We start from the raw sequence: 19430 nt of genomic DNA, 5'->3' as shown, positions 1-19430 counted from the left end.
CGACAGAATCGGGCGCGGCAAGGAGCGGCAGGTCAATGCCCGCTTCTCGGCCCTGGCCAGCCATTGTCTGTTCGAGACCGAGTTCTGCAATCCGGCTTCGGGCTGGGAGAAGGGGCAGGTCGAGAAGAACGTCCAGGATTCCCGCCACCGGCTATGGCAACCGATACCACGCTTTCCATCACTGGAAGCCCTGAACGACTGGCTGGAGCAGCGGTGTCGGGAGCTGTGGCAACAGATTCCCCACGGCCTCAGGCCGGGAACGATCGAGGACATCCGGGCCGAGGAAGCACGGTTCCTGATGCCGATGCCACGCCTCTTCGACGGCTTCGTCGAATACACCAAGCGGGTCTCTCCGACCTGCCTGGTCCATCTGGAGCGCAATCGCTACAGCGTGCCGGCGTCCTTCGCCAATCGGCCAGTCAGCCTCAGGGTCTATCCAGAACGGATCGTGGTTGCCGCGGAGGGGCATATCGTATGCGAGCATCCCCGCATCATCGAGCGGTCGCATGACGGCCCCGGTCGCACCGTCTACGACTGGCGTCACTATCTGGCGGTCATCCAGCGCAAGCCCGGTGCTCTGCGCAACGGCGCTCCCTTTACTGAACTCCCCGAAGCCTTCAAACGGCTGCAGCAGCACCTGCTCAGGAAGCCCGGCGGCGACCGCGAGATGGTCGAGATCCTGTCGCTCGTCCTGCAACATGACGAGCAGGTCGTGCTGACCGCCGTCGAGATGGCGTTGCAGGGCGGCGTTCCGACCAAGGTCCACATCCTCAATCTCCTGCACAGGCTGGTCGACGGCAAGCCGATCGAGACGCCGATCGTGGATGCGCCGCAGGCGCTGAGCCTGGCCAAGGAGCCGCAAGCCAATGTCGAGCGCTACGATGCTCTGCGCCAGACCCGGGAGGTACATCATGCGTCATGATCCCGCCAGCGGCGCTATCGTCATCATGCTCAGAAGCCTTAAAATGCACGGCATGGCGCAAGCCGTCGCCGAACTCACCGAGCAGGCTTCACCCGCCTTCGAGTCCGCCATCCCCATCCTGTCGCAACTCCTGAAGGCCGAGATGGCCGAGCGGGAGGTCAGGTCCGTGGCCTATCAACTCAAGGCAGCCCGCTTCCCGGTCTATCGCGACCTGGCCGGCTTCGACTTCGCCAGCAGCGAGATCAACGAGGCCCTCGTGCGCCAGCTCCATCGATGCGAGTTCACGGACAATGCCAACAATGTCGTGCTTGTCGGCGGCCCCGGCACCGGCAAGACCCACATTGCCACCGCCCTCGGCGTGCAGGCGGTCGAGCATCATCGCAAGCGTGTCCGCTTCTTCTCCACCGTCGAACTCGTCAACACGCTCGAGCAGGAGAAGGCCCAGGGCAAGGCCGGCCAGATCGCCAATCGGCTCGCTCATTCCGATCTCGTCATCCTCGACGAACTCGGATACCTGCCCTTCAGCGCATCAGGCGGGGCGCTGCTGTTCCATCTGCTGAGCACGCTCTACGAGCGCACCAGCGTCGTCATCACCACCAACCTCAGCTTCAGCGAATGGGCGACCGTCTTCGGCGACGCCAAGATGACGACGGCGCTGCTCGATCGGCTCACCCATCACTGCCACATCCTGGAGACCGGAAACGACAGCTTCCGCTTCAAGAACAGCTCTGCCCAGACCACACCGACAAAGAAGGAGAAAGCACCCACCTTGACTAAGTCCTGAGACCCAAACCATACATGAAGGCGGGTCACTTCTCGGCGAAAATCCCGGGTCAGCTCTCAGCGGAAATCAACAGACGATGGTGGCCTTGAGGGTTCGGGCGGCATGCATGGCACTTCTCCTCGCGTATCATCCGGATGACCGGAAGGATCAGAATAGCGCCGAACGACGTCTTGTCTGTTGATGCAAATCAAAACTTGCGGGCGACGCTAACGTAGCAGGTCCGCGCGGACGAGCGGCAGGAAGCGTGTGACGGGCAGGGAGGCTGTCAAAAATGGGCATCCCTGGATGGCCCCTAGCAATGCTGTCGATGAACTTCTCCTCAAGAGCATCGATCGGGAAACGCTCCGAGAGCCTCCTGAACGTCGGAGCCGCGGGATGGGGGCTGTCTCCGGTGAGGCCGACCGCATGGCAGGCGGATCAATTCAGTACCACCAGCGCCTTCCCTTGCTGGACGCTTTCCTCCGGTGCCGCCGGTTCTTGGGCCATGCCACTGCCAACGGAGAGCAAGACGCACAGCGCTGCTGCCCGCTCCGTATCATCAGGACCATGAGCTTTCCTCCTGCCGGAATTGCCCCGCTCCGCTGTTGTGTTCTGCAAAGAGCGACGCTCTCGACTGTCATCGTCTTCATTTAAGCGCCGCAGGCAGCGGGCCGTAGCGCGGAGACCTGAAGAGGGTCAAGTTGATCAGTAGACGTGGAAAGCGGCCGGAAGGTATCCCGACGTCTGAAGGTACTCCAGGCCTTCCATGAGCGGGAAGACCATCAGGAAATACATCGCGTCCACAAAGGTCCTTCGCAGCGCCTTGGGCGGGAATGATACCATTGTGGGTTCGCGGTAGAGACTTGGGCTTGGCCAAAAGAGCGGAGTCCTGGCCGCATAGTCGTCGTAGGCTGGCCCGAACGCGCTCCGTAGATAAGTCTCCTCCCTCAATGCCGTCCGTGCGAATACAACGTAGGCGATGGTCCCGAGAAGGAGTGCTAAGAGCACGGACCCGAACATAAGACCAATACCAATGGTACCCACAAGCGAAGACAGGTAGAGCGGGTTTCTCGTCATGGAGTAGGGCCCGACTGTCACGAGCTCCGAATTCTTCCGGCCTCCGATATAAAGGATGCTCCAGAGGCGTCCGAAGATGCAGGCGAGCACCAGGGCCAGTCCAGCCATCTCGATGAATTCGTGTGCGGACGAGTTCTGGTCCCAGCCAGGCCGGGCAAAGAGCAGGATCCCGGCTGCCAACATGGACAGGACCTGGATCAGGCGTATCCGCTTCTGCTGATCCGCAGGCCTCGCGATACCTGATATCGACATCCTGAACCTCGTGACGATGGAGCGCAATTCGGTGATCCCGGATTGGGGCATTTTGGTGATCGCTTCCAGTGCTTTCGATGGAAGCGGGTGCGCGCTCCGTTCCGGGTTGGGATTCTGAAGCGATAGCAGCGCCGGCTGTCGCGATTTGTCAGGTCCCTCACAGTTCGCCTGTAACCCCGCCTCTTCAAGCTGTCAATGACCGTGGAAACGGGACCCCGCCTTTTCGTGTAAAAGGGACCCCGGTTAGAGCTTGTGAAGGGCACGCCGGTTAGCGCCCGATCAGGCGAAGCTGGTCGGGGTTGCACAGCCTGATCGGGCGCGGCTGATTGGCTTTTCGGCTTTAGCTTTGAGAGCGGCTTTTGAAGCGCCAGGATTCGTTTCCGGTCTCGACGATTTCGCAGTGATGCGTGAGCCTGTCCAGCAGTGCGGTCGTCATCTTGGCGTCGCCGAAGACGCTGGGCCATTCACCGAAGGCCTCTCGGTCTCCAGCCGGTTGACCAGATCGACGACGTTGAAGAAGCGTCCGCGAGCACCGTTGCGGATCAGCGCCCGGGCAATGGCGATGGCCAGATGGGATTTGCCGGTGCCGGTGCCGCCGACCAGGACGACATTGCGCTGATCGGCAACGAAGGTGCCGCCAGCAAGATCGCGGATCAAGGGTTCATTGACCGGAGTGCCGGTGAAGTCGAAGTCTTCGATGTCTTTCGCCAGTGGCAGCTTGGCGATCGTGAGCTGGTATTTGATGGAACGGGCCTGCTTCTCGGCAATCTCGGCCGATAGCAGATCGCCGACGATCTTTGGCGGCTCGTGCTGACGCTTGATGGCGACGCCCATGATCTCATCATAGGCCGACCGCATCCCGTAGAGCTTCAGCGCTCCCATCAAGTCCAGAACCTCGGTGCGTTGCATGATTGCTTGTCCTCCTGAGACTGTCATAGCGGGCGCAGTCGGCGATCGGCTCTTGAGCCAGCTTCAGCGCCTGGGGAATGGAAAGGATCTCGCCTGGAGCCGGATCGCGGCTGCGGGCCAGGATGTTGAGGATCATGTCCGCCGACGAAACGCACTGATCGAGCGCCTCCTGGCAGGCGGCCTCGACGGCGCTTATCCCGTCGGTCAGCACGCAGGTGAGGATCTTCACCATCTGCCGGTCGCCATCGTCTGCTGCCTGGAGCTTGCGGCGTATCTTCTCCATGGCCGACGGCAGGACCCATCCCCGGAACGGCGCGCCGTTGCGCAAGCCGCCCGGCTTGCGCGCCAGCACCGGCACGTAGTGCCAGGGATCGTAGATCACCTTGCCGCGCCCGAACGCACGGGCATGATTGCCGACGACTACACCGTCCTGGCGGATGACGATCCGGTCGGCATAGGCATGGACCTCGACCGGCCGGCCCACGGTACTCGAAAGCACGGAGTATTTGTTGTTATCGAAGCGCACGGTGCAAGTCTTCGACACCGAGGCGGGGACGCTATGGAAGCCGTCGAAGCGCCCGGCATAGGGAATGAGGCTGGAGCGTTCTTCCTCGAACACGTCCCAGATCGTGCGCTCGCCCTGCTCGGGGTGTCGGCGCGCCTTTGCCCAGGAGACGCATTTGTCGGCCAGCCAGCCGTTCATATCCTCCAGCGATTTGAAGCGCAGCCTCGGCGTGAAGAAGCGCTCGCGCACCAGCCCAACATGGTTCTCGACCTGACCCTTCTCCCAGCCTGCCGCTGGCGTGCAGGCCTCCGGCTCGACGAGGTAATGGCCACACATCTGCAGGAAGCGACGGTTGTAGCGGCGATCCCTGCCGATGAAGATCGCGTCCACCGCCGTCTTCATGTTGTCGTAGATCCCGCGCGTGCACGTGCCGCGGAAGAAGGCGAATGCCCGGTCGTGCGCGTCGAACACCATCTCCTGACTCTCGCGCGGATAGGCTCGAACAAAGAACATGCGACTATGACAAAGCCGCATGTGCGCCACCTTCACCGTCGTGGTCACACCGTCGAGAACAACAATCTCGTGGCTCCAGTCGAACTGGTAGGCTTCGCCCGGCGCAAAGCTCAGCGGGATGTAGGCATCGGCAGCAGCGCTGCCGCGTTCCCGTTCCCACGCCTGCGCGTGCCGCCACACCGAACTGTAGCTGCCCTCGTAGCCGAGGTCGCGAAGCTCCTCGAAGATACGGATCAGTGTCAGTCGTTCCCGCCGGGGCTTGGCCACGTTCGTCGTCAGCATCCGGTCAAGCTCTTCGCGCCATGCCCCCATCCGCGGATAGGGCTGATGCTTGCGCTCGTAGCGGAACTCGGTCTCGTCCGAGCGCAGCACCTTGCGCACCACTTTCCGTGAAACCTTCAACTCGCGGCAAATCGCCTTGATCGACTTGCCCTGAACCCGCGAAAGCCGGCGTATCTTTGCAATCGTCTCCACAATCAACATCCAAAACACAAATGCCTCCGATAAAACCGGAGGCATTTTGATGACCCCACGTTAAGGGGTCCCGTTTGGACGAAAATCACCCCTTAAACAGGGTCCTCATTCCATGAAAAATCACAGCGATGGCGGCCGTCTCGACTTCGAGGACGAAGGATTCGCTGTCCTGCCTGCCTTCCGCATCGGCCGCGACGACGCTCACCGTCCTTTCGGGGTCGCGGCGGCTTCATGCCCGCTGGCGACGGCGAGGACGGCCTGGCCCGGGCCGCTGGCCTGGATGTCCAGCCAATCTGGGGCGTTCTGGAGGGACCACCCGATGGTATCCTGGTCGCCGCCGACGGCTCCGAAGACGGTCATGGGCAGGGGTTCGCCCGTCGCCAGCCTGACGGATTCGGGGGCGACGTCGATGTCGATGGGATCGCGAAGGATCCGGGAAAGCGTCTGGGTGACGCCGACGACGAAGCCGTTCCTGACTGCCTCGACGGCGATAGCGAATTCCGTCCCCGCCGGGGCGTCGGGCGTTCCGGACACGGCTCCAGTGGCGGCGTTCACCGAAAGGCCCGGCATGAAGGACCCTTCGGCCTGGCGGAACGTCAAGCCTTCGTTCCCGTCTTCTACCGTCAGTCCGATGGAGACGCCCTGATTGACCGTGAGGCCGAAAGGCGAAGGGACATCGAGGGCGATCGTCGCCGGGTGCAGGAGCGAGAAACGTCAACAATCTCGGCAATCTTACATTATCGTCATTATGCCACCCATTTCCGACCCTCAACAAGATGCAGCGGTGTCGTCTGGGGTAGTTCATGGATCATGACGCTGGGACAGACCTTCCTAGCGATTTCGCACAGATGCTGATGGTGCGTGAAGTAGATGACCTGACCCACTTCAGCCATCTGCGCGAGCAGGCGGAACGCTTCAGCCGCCCGGAAGTCGTCGAATGTCTCCATGATGTCGTCCGCCAGGAAGGGCACGGGGTGATGCGTCGACACGAATTCATGGTATCCGGCCACGCGGAGCGCCAAATACAGCTGGAACCGGGTGCCCTTCGACAGCGTGGCGGCGACCTTCGACCCGCCGTCCGCGTCCACAGCCACAAGAATTTCATTATCCTTCTCCGGCTGTGTCGCTAGGCCATCGTACCTACCGAGGGTTATCAGATTGAATGCTTCGGAGGCGCGAGCCATCATGGAACTTCTGTGTCGGTCCCTGTATAGCCTGAGCGCCTGTTCAGCCGCCGCTATTCCGATCCGCAGTTTCAGGTATCGGAGCGCCTTCTCCTGGATTTCGAGGGCGACCGTATGACGACGCTCCTCGATGCGTGCAACCGCGTCATCGTCCCCGATCGCGTTCACTGCGTCGACCGCTTTGCTGTACTCGGTGAAAAGCTCGCGGCTCCGTTGATCCTGATCTGTGAAGCGGCCTTGCAGTTCCGCAAGCTCCGCCTCAAGCGCCGCCCTGTCGGTGTTCTCCAGGCTTTCCTCGGCTTCCCGAACCGTCGAGGCTTCGACCGCGCTCATGATGTCCGCGCTCGCCGCATCAGCTTGCATTTTGAGCGTCGCCCTTTCCTCCAGCTGCTTCAGCACAGTTTCGACTTCCGGCAGCGTGGCCACGCCAAAGATTTCAAGGATCCTTGCCTTGCGCCGTTCGTGGATCTCCATCGCCTCGGCGAGATTGCGTTGCTTCTCCTGAGCGGCACTGAGCTCTTTTTCCTTCTCAAGCCGTCGGTCTCTCGCGGACTCTGCGAGACGGACGCGGCTCTCCACCGATGAAGCAAGGTCCAGCTCGGAAGACGCATCTCCGGGGATCCCCAGATCGTCCGCGAGCCGGCGGACCTCGGCGGTGAAACGTGCCCGGTCCTTCTCCATCTTCGCTACCCGGTCCACCAAGCCGCTCTTTTTCTCGATGAGGGAGCTGAGTTCCCCAATCAGTGGGAGAATCTCACGGACCTCCGAGACTGATCGCGGGCCGGAATCCGCGAGCCAGGAATTCGAGCACACTTCCGCCCATTCGGACTTCCAGTTCTGATCCTCGGCAACAACTCTTTCGCGGCCACGTTCGCGTTCCGCCAGTTCCCGCTGGCGGTCAGTAAATTCGCGCCGGAGCTGTCTGGCTTCGGAAGCCTGGTCTACGGCTGCCTGTGCAAGTTCCAGCAGGCGCTCGAAGCTCGTGTTGCGATCATATTTCACGGCCGCGGCATCCATCGCCGCCTTCAGGCGCTCGCAAGCTGCTTCTCCGTCCTCCTTTGCTGCCCTCCGGTCTTCCTCGGACGAGCAGACGTCTCCGAAGGCCAGAATTGCGTTCTCGCGCGTCTTCAGCCACGCCTCGAGCTGTTCGATAGAGAGACTGGGAGGAGAGCCCGGGAACAAGCGCGCTACTGCTTCGGCAATCTCGCCTTCAATACGGTCCAGGGCCGACTTTGCTCTACCGAGTGCGTCCCGGGTACTGGTGATGTCCGCGTCCATGACTGCGGCCGCCTGCACGCCTTGGCGCAACTCCGCGAGTTCTTTCACATGCAAGAAACGGGCATTTGTGGCAAGGTCATCCTGCTGAAGCAAGGCTTCAAAGCGATCGGCGGAACTTGCGTCCAAAGTCTTCCGGTGCTCGGACCATGCCTGGTTTCGCGCCGCTCTTATTTCCGCCGCCTCGCCGTCAGTAACGACGCCGCCGATGTTCTCAAGCGCTTTGAGCTTGGCTTTCAGGCGCCCACGCTCGGTCACTAGGCGCTGCAGGTCCCGGTCATGCCGTTCCACCTCCTTTCGCCACTCCTCCATTTCGGATTTCCAGCGGTCGATGGTGAACCTGCCAGGCACTTCCATGTCCAGAAGTTGCCGCGGATCGCCCTCCCACGGCTTCAGCTCTCGCAGCCATCGGAAAAGCGTCTCCTGATGCGTAGCCAGCGCTCTTTCGGCCAGGCGCAGGCGAGTGCGATAATCATTGGCGCGGCATGCGGTCACGGCCGACGCGAGGGCAGCTGCTCCAGCATCTTCGGTAATCGCGGAACCTGCCGTGGACCCAGCCGCCTCGAGCTTCGCCCGCGCTTCGTCGACTCGTCGCCGGGCATCCGCCACTTCGGCCTCTGCCGTCCGCAGCGAGGCGACAATACCGGAGCGGCTTTCCAGGAGATCCCGCAGGGCGCCGACAACCGATGCGCCGAGAATCAGCCGCTCGGCTCCAGTTTCACGCTCGCAGCCCATCCGGCGTAGGATGCCATCAATTGCCACGTCTGTTTCACGTATTTTCAGAAGACGTTCCGGTATATCCTTGATGGCAGTTAAATATCTTGCCTTTGAGTCCGAAAGCCGAGAGACCTTTTCGGACAGAGCCAATGCAACCTCGTCTACGGTCCCGTCCTCCATTTCCAACGAGAGTTCACGGATGCGTTCGGCAATAGTTCTTGAACGAGTGGCCAGTTCGACTTCGGTGGTGCGGAGCTCCGACAGTTCGTCGGCAATCCCAAGCGGAGCCTCCGGCAGGGATTCAAGTTCAACGAGTTGCTCGCGTGCTAATCGAAGGGCTATCAAGCGGGGAAGGGCTGCCAGCAAGCGCTGGATTTCAGTGATCCGCGCCTGTGTCCGGCCACGCTCAGTGATTGCCTCTTCATAAAGCTTGGCGGCGCGGTCCCTGACGGCCTTTAGCTGGCCGTACCGGACGGCAAGGGTATCGATCCTCCCGCGTTCTTCCTTGAGGCTTTCTAGTTCCTTCTTCAGGTCTCCGAGCTCCCCGCTGCGTGCCCGCTTGCGGTAGAACGCGTCTGCCTCGCTTTTCACCTCACCGAGCCGCCGGCCGAGGTCGGCTAATCCGGCGCTGGCAGAAAAAAGGAGCTCTCCGAGGTCACCCTCGCTCGCCAGGATGCTCTCGCCGCCTTTCTCGAGTGTGTCGTCATCAAGCGAGAACATCGTGCGGTAGGAGTCTCGATCCATGCCGCCGAGTTCGCCTCGAAGCACAGCTTCCGAAATTGGCTGGTTAGCAGAGTCAAGAAGGCTGTTTTGCGGCCTCTTGATACGGAAGACCTCTCGCTCTCCGGTCGACAGGTCCAAGGCTGCACCGAGCCGCATCGAAGGGTATGGGTGCAGGAAGGCGTATGGGCTTCGCGTTTCTATGCCGAACAGGAGGTCCACCACGGCGGCCAGCGTAGTGGATTTTCCAGCTTCGTTGGGTCCATACACGATGTGTAGGTCGGGATAACCATCCGCCCGCGGGCCGAAATTGATGGCGTGGTCCGTGAATTTTCCATAGCGGACGAGGTCGAGGCGGCGAAAACGCATCATGCGATCTCCCCTTCGGTATCGGCATGCAGCCGGGCGATCACATGGTCGGCGCCCTCGGCCACCAGCTCTTCGACGATCGCGCGAAGTTCGGTTTCGTCCTGACCAAGGACGTCACGGCATTCGGCAGGCAAGTGTCCTCGTAGTTCCTCCGCGGCCTCAAGCGCGGCAGTCTTAAAGGCCTCGGAGCCGGCGACTTCCTCGGAGATCAAGCGCCGCAGCTCTAGTAGCGGGTCGCCAGAAGCGCAATTCGTATCGGTTGGCGATCGGCTCTGCACATCGAGCTTCTCCACCCAGCAGCGTCCAACCAATGAGGCCCGCTCATCGGCTTCAGCCTTTAGAAGGTCGATGTCGCGCAGCATCCTCCAGGCGAGGGATGAGGCGCCGGTGAGCCTGACGCGGGCAACGAGATGGTCAGAGGCCGCCGCCTCCCGCGCCAGTTCCAGCGCCCTTCCGATTTCCTTCGCCAGTGCAGGCCATTTGTCGATGCCGTTGGCATCGACTTCGACACGCTCGAACTGCGCAACGCTGGTTGGGCGCTCCACAATCTGGATCGACATGTCGTCGGCCACCGTGACGAGTGATACAGACTTGATGCCGGACTCGTTGATGTCCCGCCCTTGCGGCATGCCGGGCATAACTACCGTGCAATTCCCCTCGTAGACCGAGCGCTTGTGGATGTGTCCCAGCGCCCAGTACTGGAAGCCTGTCGTCTGCAGGTCCGCAAGGGTGCACGGAGCGTACGGGTTGTGCCCGCTCGATCCCGTGAGGCTGGTGTGCAAGATACCGATGTTGAAAGCGCCCTCGACGGCGGGCTGGTATTTCTCGACTAGGCTTTCCGGCGCATGCGGTTCCGCGAAGCTTAGGCCGTGGATCACAACGGGGAAGTCAGTGGGCATGCGTTCGACATGGATCGCCTCCGACCATTTCTCGAACACCTTCACCGTGTCCGGAAACGACAACTCCTTAGTGATCTGCGAGACGGCGTCGTGATTCCCGCGGATGATGAAGACAAGGATGTCTGCCTCGTGGAGTCGGCGGAACTGCTCCGCGAGGAAATGTGCCGTCTTCATGGACGTCTGTTCGCCATCGTACAGGTCACCGGCCAACAGTAGGGCGTCTACCGCTTCGCGAAGACAGAGATCGACAATGCGGACGAACGCTTGCCTTGTCGCGTTCCCGATCATCTCGGCAAGCTCCGGGTTTCTCAGGGCAAGTGACCTAAGCGGGGAGTCCAAGTGGATGTCCGCTGCATGCACGAATCGGTACGCCAACTTTCCGGCCTCCCGCTTCCAGGTTGATTCCCGAACACGAACGATCGCACGCCTAGCGGGGGAGGACGTCAGATTCTGACATGGTTCCCCAAGAAAACAGCATCCTCAGAGGGTTTCTTCGTCGAGGAAGGACATGCCGCCAACATGTTTGCTGGTTGCAGGAACTGCGGTTCTTGGGCAATCCGAAGCTTATCGATCAACGGAAAGTTGCATCGGTGATGCTCAGAAAATAATATCGATGCCTATTTGGGCTGGGAGGGCTTGATGGCTAGTAAAGGTGAATTGGAGCATGGTGGTTCAGAGCTCGCACGCATTCATGCGAAGAGCAACCGCCGGAAAGCGGAAGCCTATTGGTTAGGGTTTTTGGAAGGCGTCCTTGCTAGCGAGGCTATTGAAGTCCGGGAGATCGCGTCGATCCGGACGGAGGCCGAGCAGTTCCTTCGGCTGTTCGGAGACGCCGATGCCGCCGATCTTATCCAGGATCTGGATACCTCATACCGCAATTACCACCAGCAGATTTTCGACATCATCGCTGCCATTGTCGACTGGCGCGCGAAGCCTTTTGCAAACTCCACCGACGTCAAGGATTCCTGCAATCGGTTCTTTGGGTTTTGTGCCGGGATCGCGTGTGACGGTCGCTTGAAAATAAAAGAAGTTGAAAGCTTGATCCAGCGGGTCGACCAAGTTCCCATCCTCCGAGAAGACCCAAGAATAGTCTCTCTTAGACGGGTGGCATCTGAGGCGATTTCAGACGGGCACCTTTCTGCAGACGAAGAGGCTGATATCGGTGAATGGATCGCTCGACTGGTAGGGGATAGCTGTCTCGACACCGGATTGGCCACCTATGGGAACATGCCCGTCATCGAAGGCGTGCTGAGAGATCACAGAGAGCTGAGATTCCAAAATTCTGGCTTTGTCATCACAGGTGCCTTCAGCATCGGGCCCAGAAAGCTCATCGAACGATGGATCATTGAACGAGGCGGAATGGTCGCCAAAGGCGTTTCTCGCAAAACCGACTATCTCGTCATTGCCTCTGCAGCGTCGCGGGATTGGCTCCATAGCCACCAGGGAGCCAAGATCATCGAGGCACGCAGGCTTCGGGAAATTGCCGGACGTCCGCATTTCGTGGAGGAGGTCACGTTTCAGCGTGCGTTGGAGGAGGCGGTGTGACCCGAGTATTGCTGCTGCGGGTTTGGGCGCGATGGAGACATGAGTTCGCATTCATTGGACATGCGACCTTTTTTGTTGACGCCCTTATGTGTCGCAGTGGAACGGTCGCGGGAAGAGCAAAATGAGTGAGGCTGCCGTCGCTAGACCGCAACTCAGTGGCGTTCGGGGGATCATGATCGGCGACGCCTGATGGGGGGAGGGGGCACTGAGCATCACATAGATCGATTTTCCGCAACGCCTGACTCGTGACTGCACGGTCGAGCGACAAGAACACACGCGCCAAATTGAGCCAAGAAGGATGCGGCATTCTATGCAACACGCAGACTTGATGGAGCTTGTTAAACAGAAGGTTCAATCTCTTCGTCCGAAACTGCTGGATCTCAGTCGTCGCAACCCATTGCTTGCGACAAGGTTGTCTCCGCGTTCGAACTCTCATATCCGCATCGTCGACGAACTTCCGGAGGTCCTCTTTTACAAGCTAAACAATGGCCAACCCATGCGGTTCGTCCCGTTACCCGAGATCGACGCCGATCCGCGTGACGAAGACACCAAGGCATTCCGCGACGCACTGGCGAATGCCCGCATTACGGACGAAACCTATCAAGCTGAACTCGACGCGATCGAACGTGATGCCGAGGACTATTTGGACCGGACCCGCGCCATCGAGCGTGCGTTGAAGGATCGCGTTCGCGAGGAGCTCGGCCTCCCTCCCAGGCCCCGGAAGGCCGACGTCAATCTAGTACAGCACGCCCGGAATAACGGCATTAGTCCCTCCTATGAACTGCCCTATCCCGAAGAGGCCACGGAGGACGGCCGTCACGATGATGACGACATCCAAACGCTGTTGCTTCCCAAGGATCTTGAGCGAAAGCTCAACGCCATCAGCTCGAAATGCCGGACGTGGATACAGGAGACCGGCATCAATGTGCTCCACGTCGCGTTCGGTTTCCTTGAATGGTCCGAGCCGAATCAGACCGAAACCTCATTTGCGCCCCTCATCCTTTGCAGCGCGCAGATTGAGAAGAAGCGCACCAGGGTAGGGAGCGAATTCTGGATTTCCGGAACCGGAGAAGAGCCGGAGATCAATGCCGTCTTGGCTGAGAAAATGCGTCTGGAGTTCGGCATTGAGCTTCCCAGGTTTGAAAGCGGCTCGGTCGAGGACTACCTGGCCGAGATCGCCGAGATTGCCCCGAAGCACATTGCCTGGCGGGTACGCCGGCAGGTGGCTGTTGGGGTTTTCCCATCGGCGAGGATGGCGATGTATCATGACATCGATCCCACTCATCCAGCGTTTCCCGACAATGACATAGTCCGATCGCTGCTTGGCGGAACAAGTTCTGAATCCACGTCGCCCTTTGCTGAGGAGTACAACGTCGACGAGCCGGACATCGAAGGGCGCGTCCCCTGCATTGTCCTCGATGCCGATTCCTCCCAGTTCAGCACGCTCGTTGATATCGCAAACGGTAAGAATCTTGCCGTTGAGGGCCCTCCGGGAACCGGAAAATCCCAAACGATCGTGAATGCCATCGCCGCCGCGTTGGCCGAAGGAAAGAAGGTCCTGTTTGTCGCCGAGAAGCTGGCGGCTCTCAATGTCGTCCGCTCTAGGCTCGAATCTGTGGGTCTGGGGGAATTCCTGCTGCCTCTGCAGGCAGAACGGTCGACAAGGGAGCAGGTTGTTGCATCGGTCCGAGCGCGCGTGCAGATGCGACCCCCTTCCGCAATCCGGGACTACGACAGGAAGCTTGAGGAATTTCGGCGTATTCGTGATGAGCTCGCGAAATACATCGAATTGCTCACCACGCCGTTTGCGGACAGTGGTCTGACAATACATGAAATCCTTGGGAAAAGCATCGCGACAAGCTCCTGCATTGAGGACGTGCCCGCCGAGGTGCTTTCAGGTTGCGACATACCGGAGAGCCTTCTGAGCGTGGCAGGGATCGATCGCCTGAAGTTGCTTGGGACCGCCGTGGAGAAAGCAGCCCGGGCGGCGGCACAGGCGGCTCCTTACTGGAAGTCTGTCGGGTTGGTTCATGCGGAGCGCTTCACGGTCGAAGAGGCCTGCCATCTAGCGCTGAATTCTGCACGCGCATACAGGGACGTGAGCGAATTGCGGGCGGAGTTCGCGGCCTACGGCATTGATCCGCGAGCTAACGATGAGACGCTGGAGGTTTTACAGAAAACGCTGCATAGGCTCTTGAGTTTGCCAAGCGAAGTTCCGCAGGAGTTGTGCGCGCGGTTGTTGGATGGTGGCACGCTTGACCGACTGTCCGCGTTTCTCAGCGGTTGCGACGAAACTCGCGAATCTGAGAATGAGTTGTCGGAAATACTCGAGGCCGACCTAACCGACGAGACCTTGTCGCTGGTGAAGCGAGTTGCTGAGGTCTGCGCCAAGGCGTCATTGGAAACCCTGGACCTGCCCGAGCTCGAGGCCGAAATCGCCATTCGCCGTGAGACGTTAGAGAAGGCGAGGGGCCTCGAGGCCGTGATGGCTCCGCTGGTCCGGGCGTGTCCGGAGGCGGCCAACTGGAGCTTTGAAAGTGTTTCGAAGGCTCATGAATCGATAGTCGCGGCCGGACGGGATGCCCTGATGTGCCGGAACACGGCAACTGCAGATCCCGCTGCAACGATGATCCTAAGAAAGTTGTGTTCCGAGGGGCGTGCGCTTCAGGCAATGAGGCGCGAGCTCGAAACTTGCGTTTCGCTAAGCGTTGAAGTGTCGCATCAGGATCTGGCGCAAGCCATCTCCTCCCTGAGGTCGAGCGGCATCTTTGGGTTTTTGTCAAAAGAGTTCCGACAAGCCAAAAAGCTGGCTCGTTCCCTCTCGAGATCGAGCCGTTTCAACAAGCACGAAGCGTTGGAGCAACTGGAAGCGCTCGCGTCCTATCGACTTGCTGAGCGCGAGTTCGTTGAGAACCCTCAGGCCATCGCCCTGTTTGGGCTGCACTTCAGGGGCTCCGGAACGGACTTCTCGCTATTCGAACGCCTTGTTCAGTTCTATGAAGTTGCTCAATCCTTCTCGACTCCCGAGCTTCGTTCGTTGCGCACTTTCCTGCGTGACTCGGATATCGATGATCTGGAACTCGTGCCCGCCATCCCCAGCAACGTTCCGGTTGACAGCCTCCAGACCCTGCAGCGAGATCTCGTTGTCGCTCAGCGGGAGCTTGATGATCTGACTGCCGCAGTCGAGGCATTGCGGCCACTGCTGAAGGCTTTCCGGAATCCGGTGTCTTTCGACCCCAATGCATTGCCGGAGCTTGCTAAAAGGCTGGAGGCGTACATCACCAGGCGAGCGAAACTTGATCAGGACGAAATTGCCGCCAATCTGCTTGGCGAAATCTTCCAGGGCGCACGGACACCCACCGCTTCTCTCCGCGAGGCATGTGCCTGGGCGGGAGATGTGTCGGGGCATCGCGAGGAAGTGGCTGCTGTCCTGGCGAAGGGCCGGTCATTGGAGGCGGTCGAGCACATTGGGCGAGTGCTGGAGGCACGAAACCGCGCACGCGGTTTGCTATCCAAATTGTGCGAAACCGTGCACCTAGATGAAGCGCATTTCACCAAAGACCGTGACGACCATGAGATCGCTATCTTCCTGGAAGGCGCGGCCAGCGACCAGGACGGGCTGTTTGCCCATGCTGGACTGGCCACGGCCCTGGAGGAGGTCAAGGGCACGGGAACGCATTCGCTGGCCATGTATCGGATGCGGGGGGAGGATCCGGACGGGTTGGCGGCGCAATTTGAAGCCTTGGCCGTCCGCAAGCTCTCTCGCGCAGTCTATGCCGAGCACGGCTCAAAGCTCACTCGCTACTCGGGAAGCCGCTTGGACGACCTGCGTGCCGCCCTTGCGAAGCAAGACAGGCAGATTATACAGCTCGCGCGTCAGCAACTGCGGTGGAAGCTTTATGCGGCGGCGAAGCCACCATTCGGCAACGGTACCGGGAGAAAGTCGACCTGGACGGAGATGGCGCTTATCGACAATGAGATCAATAAGCAACAACGTTTTATCTCTGTACGGGACCTTACGCAGCGCGCCGGCCGCGCTCTCTTAGAGCTGAAGCCTTGCTGGATGATGTCACCGCTGGCCGTGGCGCAATACGTGCCGAAGGATTCTATCACGTTCGACCTGTGTATCATCGATGAGGCGTCCCAGATGCCGCCGGAAGCAGCTATCGGGGCACTGCTTCGATGCAAGCAGACGGTGGTTGTGGGCGACACCAACCAGTTACCTCCAAGCAGCTTCTTCAAAAAGATGATCGATGACGAGGAGGCGGACGAGGACGAGAGCGTACTCAACGAATCCATCCTCGAAATGGCAAACGCCACCTTCCGTCCGGCAAGGCGCCTGCGGTGGCACTACCGCTCGCGCCATTCCGGGCTCATCAAGTTCTCTAACCGTGTCGTCTATGATGACAATCTCATAGTCTTTCCATCGGCGGCCGAGTCGATGGCACGGATGGGCATCGAGTTCAGAGCCGTCGACGGGCTCTACAAGGCAGGGACGAACCCCATCGAGGCGCGGGCCATGGTCGACGCCGCGCTCGAGTTCATGCGCACCGATCCGGATCGTTCCTTGGGCATCGTGACCCTCAACCAGAAACAGCGTGACCTGATCGCCGAGGAATTCGAATATGCCCTCAGCCGTGACCGTCACGCATTGGAGTACGTCGAGGACTGGAAATCGAGACGCGATGGTCTCGAGGAATTCTTCATCAAGAACCTCGAGAACGTGCAGGGTGACGAACGCGACGTCATTTTTATAGGCACAGTGTACGGACCTGAGGTGAGGGGAGGGCGCACTCACCAGCGCTTCGGTCCCATCAACGGCCTGGCAGGGAAACGGCGCCTCAACGTGCTGTTTTCCCGCGCAAAAGAGAAGATCGTGACGTTCTCCTCGATGACGGCTGCCGATATCACAGCTGATGAAACGGGAAATGTCGGCGCTTACATGCTTAAGCGGTGGCTGGAATACTGCGCCAGCGGGGTGCTCGAAAGCGGACAGGAGACATCGCGTGAGCCAGACTCCGATTTCGAGGTGTTCGTTATGGATCAAGTGCGAGCTATGGGCTACGAGCCTGTGCCCCAGGTCGGTGCAGCAGGCTACTTCATTGACATTGGAGTCAGGCATCCGGACTGGCCGCATGGATTTGTTATGGGAATCGAGTGCGACGGCGCGAGTTACCACTCGGCCAAGTCCGCGCGTGATCGGGACCGGCTACGGCAAGAAGTGCTGGAAGGCCTTGGCTGGAAGCTTCATCGGATCTGGTCGACGGACTGGTTCAACAATCCACGTCGCGAGGCCGAGCGTCTTCGAGCCGTCTTGTCTTCCCGGATGGAGGAACTGAAATCGCGCGAAGCGGCATTTGCTGTGCCGCAGGTCCGTAAGGAACCATCACGTCTTATCCAGTTGCCCGAACCACGGCGGGAGCCGGCCGAACCCCTGTTCGATCGAATAGCTTCCGAGGTCCCGGCGCTGCCGACTGCCAGTTCCCGGAACGATCAGACGATCGCTGTCGGAGACACTGTCAGAGTTCGGTACCTCAATGGCGACTGTAAGGTCCTCGAGCTTACCATCAGCAGGGAGAAAACCGATCTTGGTAACGGGCTGGTGTACTTTGAGGCGCCTATCGCCAAGGCCTTGCTAGGCGCCGAGGAGGGGGACGAGGTCGAGCTGCTTACGAAGACGCAGGTTCGTCGCGCAGTCGTCGAGAGCATTATCAAGGCTTCTGATTAGATCGTCGACGCTTGCCAGGTAATGGTCCGAATTCCGGTCCAGGAACAGGGCGTGCTATGATTTATCGCGCCATTGACAATGTCGGCGACGGTTGAGTTCTTCCTCAGCGAAAACAGTGATCTGCTGGCCGCCAGCGCTTCATCCGCACGACGCTGAAGCTTCATCGACACCTTTGCCCGGCGCATCGTCGGCTGGCGGGTGAGCCGGACGGCGCATGCCGGCTTCGTCCTCGATGCGCTCGAACAGGCGCTGCATGAACGACGGCCGGTGCGCGGTGGCGGGCTCGTCCATCACTCGGACCGGGGCGTGCAATACGTCTCGATCAAATACACCGAGCGCCTGGCCGAGGCCGGCATCGAGCCCTCGGTCGGCAGCGTCGGCGACTCTTACGACAACGCACACCACGCAGGATGAACAGGTCCGACAGGGCGTCGATGACGTCGGTCGAGTTGAGCTTGCGATTGATGCGGATTGCAAGGCATTCCCTGGTGAACTCGTCGATGATGTTGAGCATGCGGTATCTCCTGCCATCGTGGGTCCGACCCTCGACAAAGTCATAGGACCAGACATGGTTAGGGTGCTCGGACCGCAGCATCGCCGTGATCCTGCGGTAGCCGTAGCGCCCATACCGGGAAGCAAGCCGGATGATATCGGCCGCCAACGCATCCTCATCGGCTCGGCCGTGCGGCTTCTTGCGCTGCGTCGAGCGGTGTTGGCCCAGGACCTTGCAGGCAAAGCGCTCCGACACGGAGAACTTCGCCATGACATGATCGACGCAACGGCGGCGGCGAGCGGGGCTCAGAAGTTTTGCATTCGCTGCCCTTCGGGTCCCGAGGCAGCCTCTTTCAAGATCAGCTTCTCGAGTGTCAGGTCCGACACCGCCTTGCGCAGCCGGTCATTCTCTTTCTCGAGCTCTTTCAGGCTCTTTACCTGGTCACTCTTCAGTCCACCGAACTCCTTGCGCCACCGGTAATACGTAAACTGCGTCACGCCGATTGAGCGAACCGCTTCTCCGACAGATCGGCCTTGCGACAACAACACGTCGACCTGGCGCAGCTTCACCACGATCTCTTCAGGTCTATGCTTCTTCTGGGGCATTCCAACGTCCTCCTACGGCTCAATAGGCTACTTCAGGGAGGACCACTTTTCAGGGGGGCAGACCAATCCAGCTGCGAGACACGCATTTTCGACTCGACTTCCGCATTGGAACAAAATAGGAACATTGTCCTTGTTCCAAGGAATGAGCACGGTGTCCAAGGGGGATGTGGCAGCGCTGCGGGCAAGGATCGCGGCGATCGAAGGTGTCGGGCGGCGGGTGAAGGGAGTCCTGCCATTCGGTCTGGAGGCTATCGACTCCAGGCTTCCAGGCGGCGGGCTCGCTCTCGGCGCGCTGCACGAGGTTGCTGGAGGCGGAAACGGAGCAGTCGATGGAGCCGCGGCCGCCCTGTTCGCGGCGGGCATCGCCGCTCGAACGAATGGCAAGGTCCTGTGGTGCATTACAAGACCCGATCTCTTTGCTCCGGCACTCGCCCAGGCAGGGCTGAAGCCGGATCGCGTCATCTATGTCGAGGCACACGA

At 60.1% G+C, this 19430-nt stretch carries 9 protein-coding genes and 4 pseudogenes; 6 read left to right on the top strand and 7 right to left on the bottom strand.

What is annotated here, in order from left to right; genetic code table 11:
* Both NYR54_RS18365 and istB read left to right on the top strand, forming a co-directional pair.
* Window positions 1–922 (top strand): Mu transposase domain-containing protein (locus NYR54_RS18365; RefSeq protein WP_423738646.1); only part of this gene is annotated, 922 nt, incomplete at its 5' end.
* On the top strand, window positions 912–1706 hold the full coding sequence (gene istB, locus NYR54_RS18360) for an IS21-like element helper ATPase IstB (protein ID WP_024850044.1): 795 nt from the start codon (window positions 912–914) through the stop codon (window positions 1704–1706). The genes NYR54_RS18365 and istB, both read left to right, overlap by 11 nt.
* Window positions 1707–2390: 684 nt before the next feature.
* Here the strand turns inward: istB and NYR54_RS18355 are convergent.
* The 6 genes and pseudogenes from NYR54_RS18355 to NYR54_RS18330 all read right to left on the bottom strand — a co-directional run bounded on the left by NYR54_RS18355 (window position 2391) and on the right by NYR54_RS18330 (window position 10954).
* Entirely contained in the window at window positions 2391–3014 is a 624-nt protein-coding gene (locus NYR54_RS18355; RefSeq protein WP_261517166.1) for a methyltransferase family protein, read from the bottom strand.
* Window positions 3015–3354: 340 nt separating this feature from the next.
* Window positions 3355–3923 (bottom strand): annotated as a pseudogene (locus tag NYR54_RS18350) (ATP-binding protein).
* Window positions 3856–5424, bottom strand: a complete 1569-nt coding sequence (istA, locus tag NYR54_RS18345) for an IS21 family transposase (protein WP_261517167.1) — start codon at window positions 5422–5424, stop codon at window positions 3856–3858. Before istA ends, NYR54_RS18350 begins: the two are co-directional and overlap by 68 nt.
* Before the next feature lie 192 nt (window positions 5425–5616).
* Window positions 5617–6102, bottom strand: coding sequence for a putative Ig domain-containing protein (locus NYR54_RS18340; protein WP_341484325.1), 486 nt, complete (start codon window positions 6100–6102; stop codon window positions 5617–5619).
* Window positions 6103–6161: 59 nt separating this feature from the next.
* Entirely contained in the window at window positions 6162–9680 is a 3519-nt protein-coding gene (locus NYR54_RS18335) for an AAA family ATPase (RefSeq protein ID WP_261517164.1), read from the bottom strand.
* On the bottom strand, window positions 9680–10954 hold the full coding sequence (locus NYR54_RS18330; RefSeq protein ID WP_261517163.1) for a metallophosphoesterase family protein: 1275 nt from the start codon (window positions 10952–10954) through the stop codon (window positions 9680–9682). The genes NYR54_RS18335 and NYR54_RS18330 overlap by 1 nt, the downstream gene beginning before the upstream one ends.
* A 264-nt stretch (window positions 10955–11218) precedes the next feature.
* Between NYR54_RS18330 and NYR54_RS18325 the strand changes: the two genes are divergently transcribed.
* From NYR54_RS18325 to NYR54_RS18315, 3 genes and pseudogenes are all read left to right on the top strand, one after another.
* Window positions 11219–12124, top strand: a complete 906-nt coding sequence (locus NYR54_RS18325) for a BRCT domain-containing protein (protein WP_261517162.1) — start codon at window positions 11219–11221, stop codon at window positions 12122–12124.
* A 310-nt stretch (window positions 12125–12434) separates the two neighbouring features.
* A complete protein-coding gene (locus NYR54_RS18320; RefSeq protein ID WP_261517161.1) occupies window positions 12435–17852 on the top strand; it encodes a DUF4011 domain-containing protein in 5418 nt (1805 codons plus the stop codon).
* Window positions 17853–18014: 162 nt separating this feature from the next.
* Window positions 18015–18251 (top strand): annotated as a pseudogene (locus tag NYR54_RS18315) (DDE-type integrase/transposase/recombinase); the annotation flags it as partial.
* Here NYR54_RS18315 and NYR54_RS18310 read toward each other — a convergent pair.
* A pseudogene (locus tag NYR54_RS18310) lies at window positions 18250–18950 on the bottom strand (transposase); the annotation flags it as partial. The pseudogenes NYR54_RS18315 and NYR54_RS18310 sit on opposite strands and share 2 nt — an antisense overlap.
* 151 nt (window positions 18951–19101) lie before the next feature.
* Here NYR54_RS18310 and NYR54_RS18305 point away from each other — a divergent pair.
* A pseudogene (locus NYR54_RS18305) lies at window positions 19102–19430 on the top strand (damage-inducible protein); the annotation flags it as partial.

It is taken from the genome of Chelativorans petroleitrophicus, from assembly GCF_025398195.1.
Lineage (GTDB): Bacteria > Pseudomonadota > Alphaproteobacteria > Rhizobiales > Rhizobiaceae > Chelativorans > Chelativorans petroleitrophicus.
The sequence above is the reverse complement of the archived record's forward strand: the minus strand, read 5'-3'. Positions and strand labels throughout refer to the sequence as shown.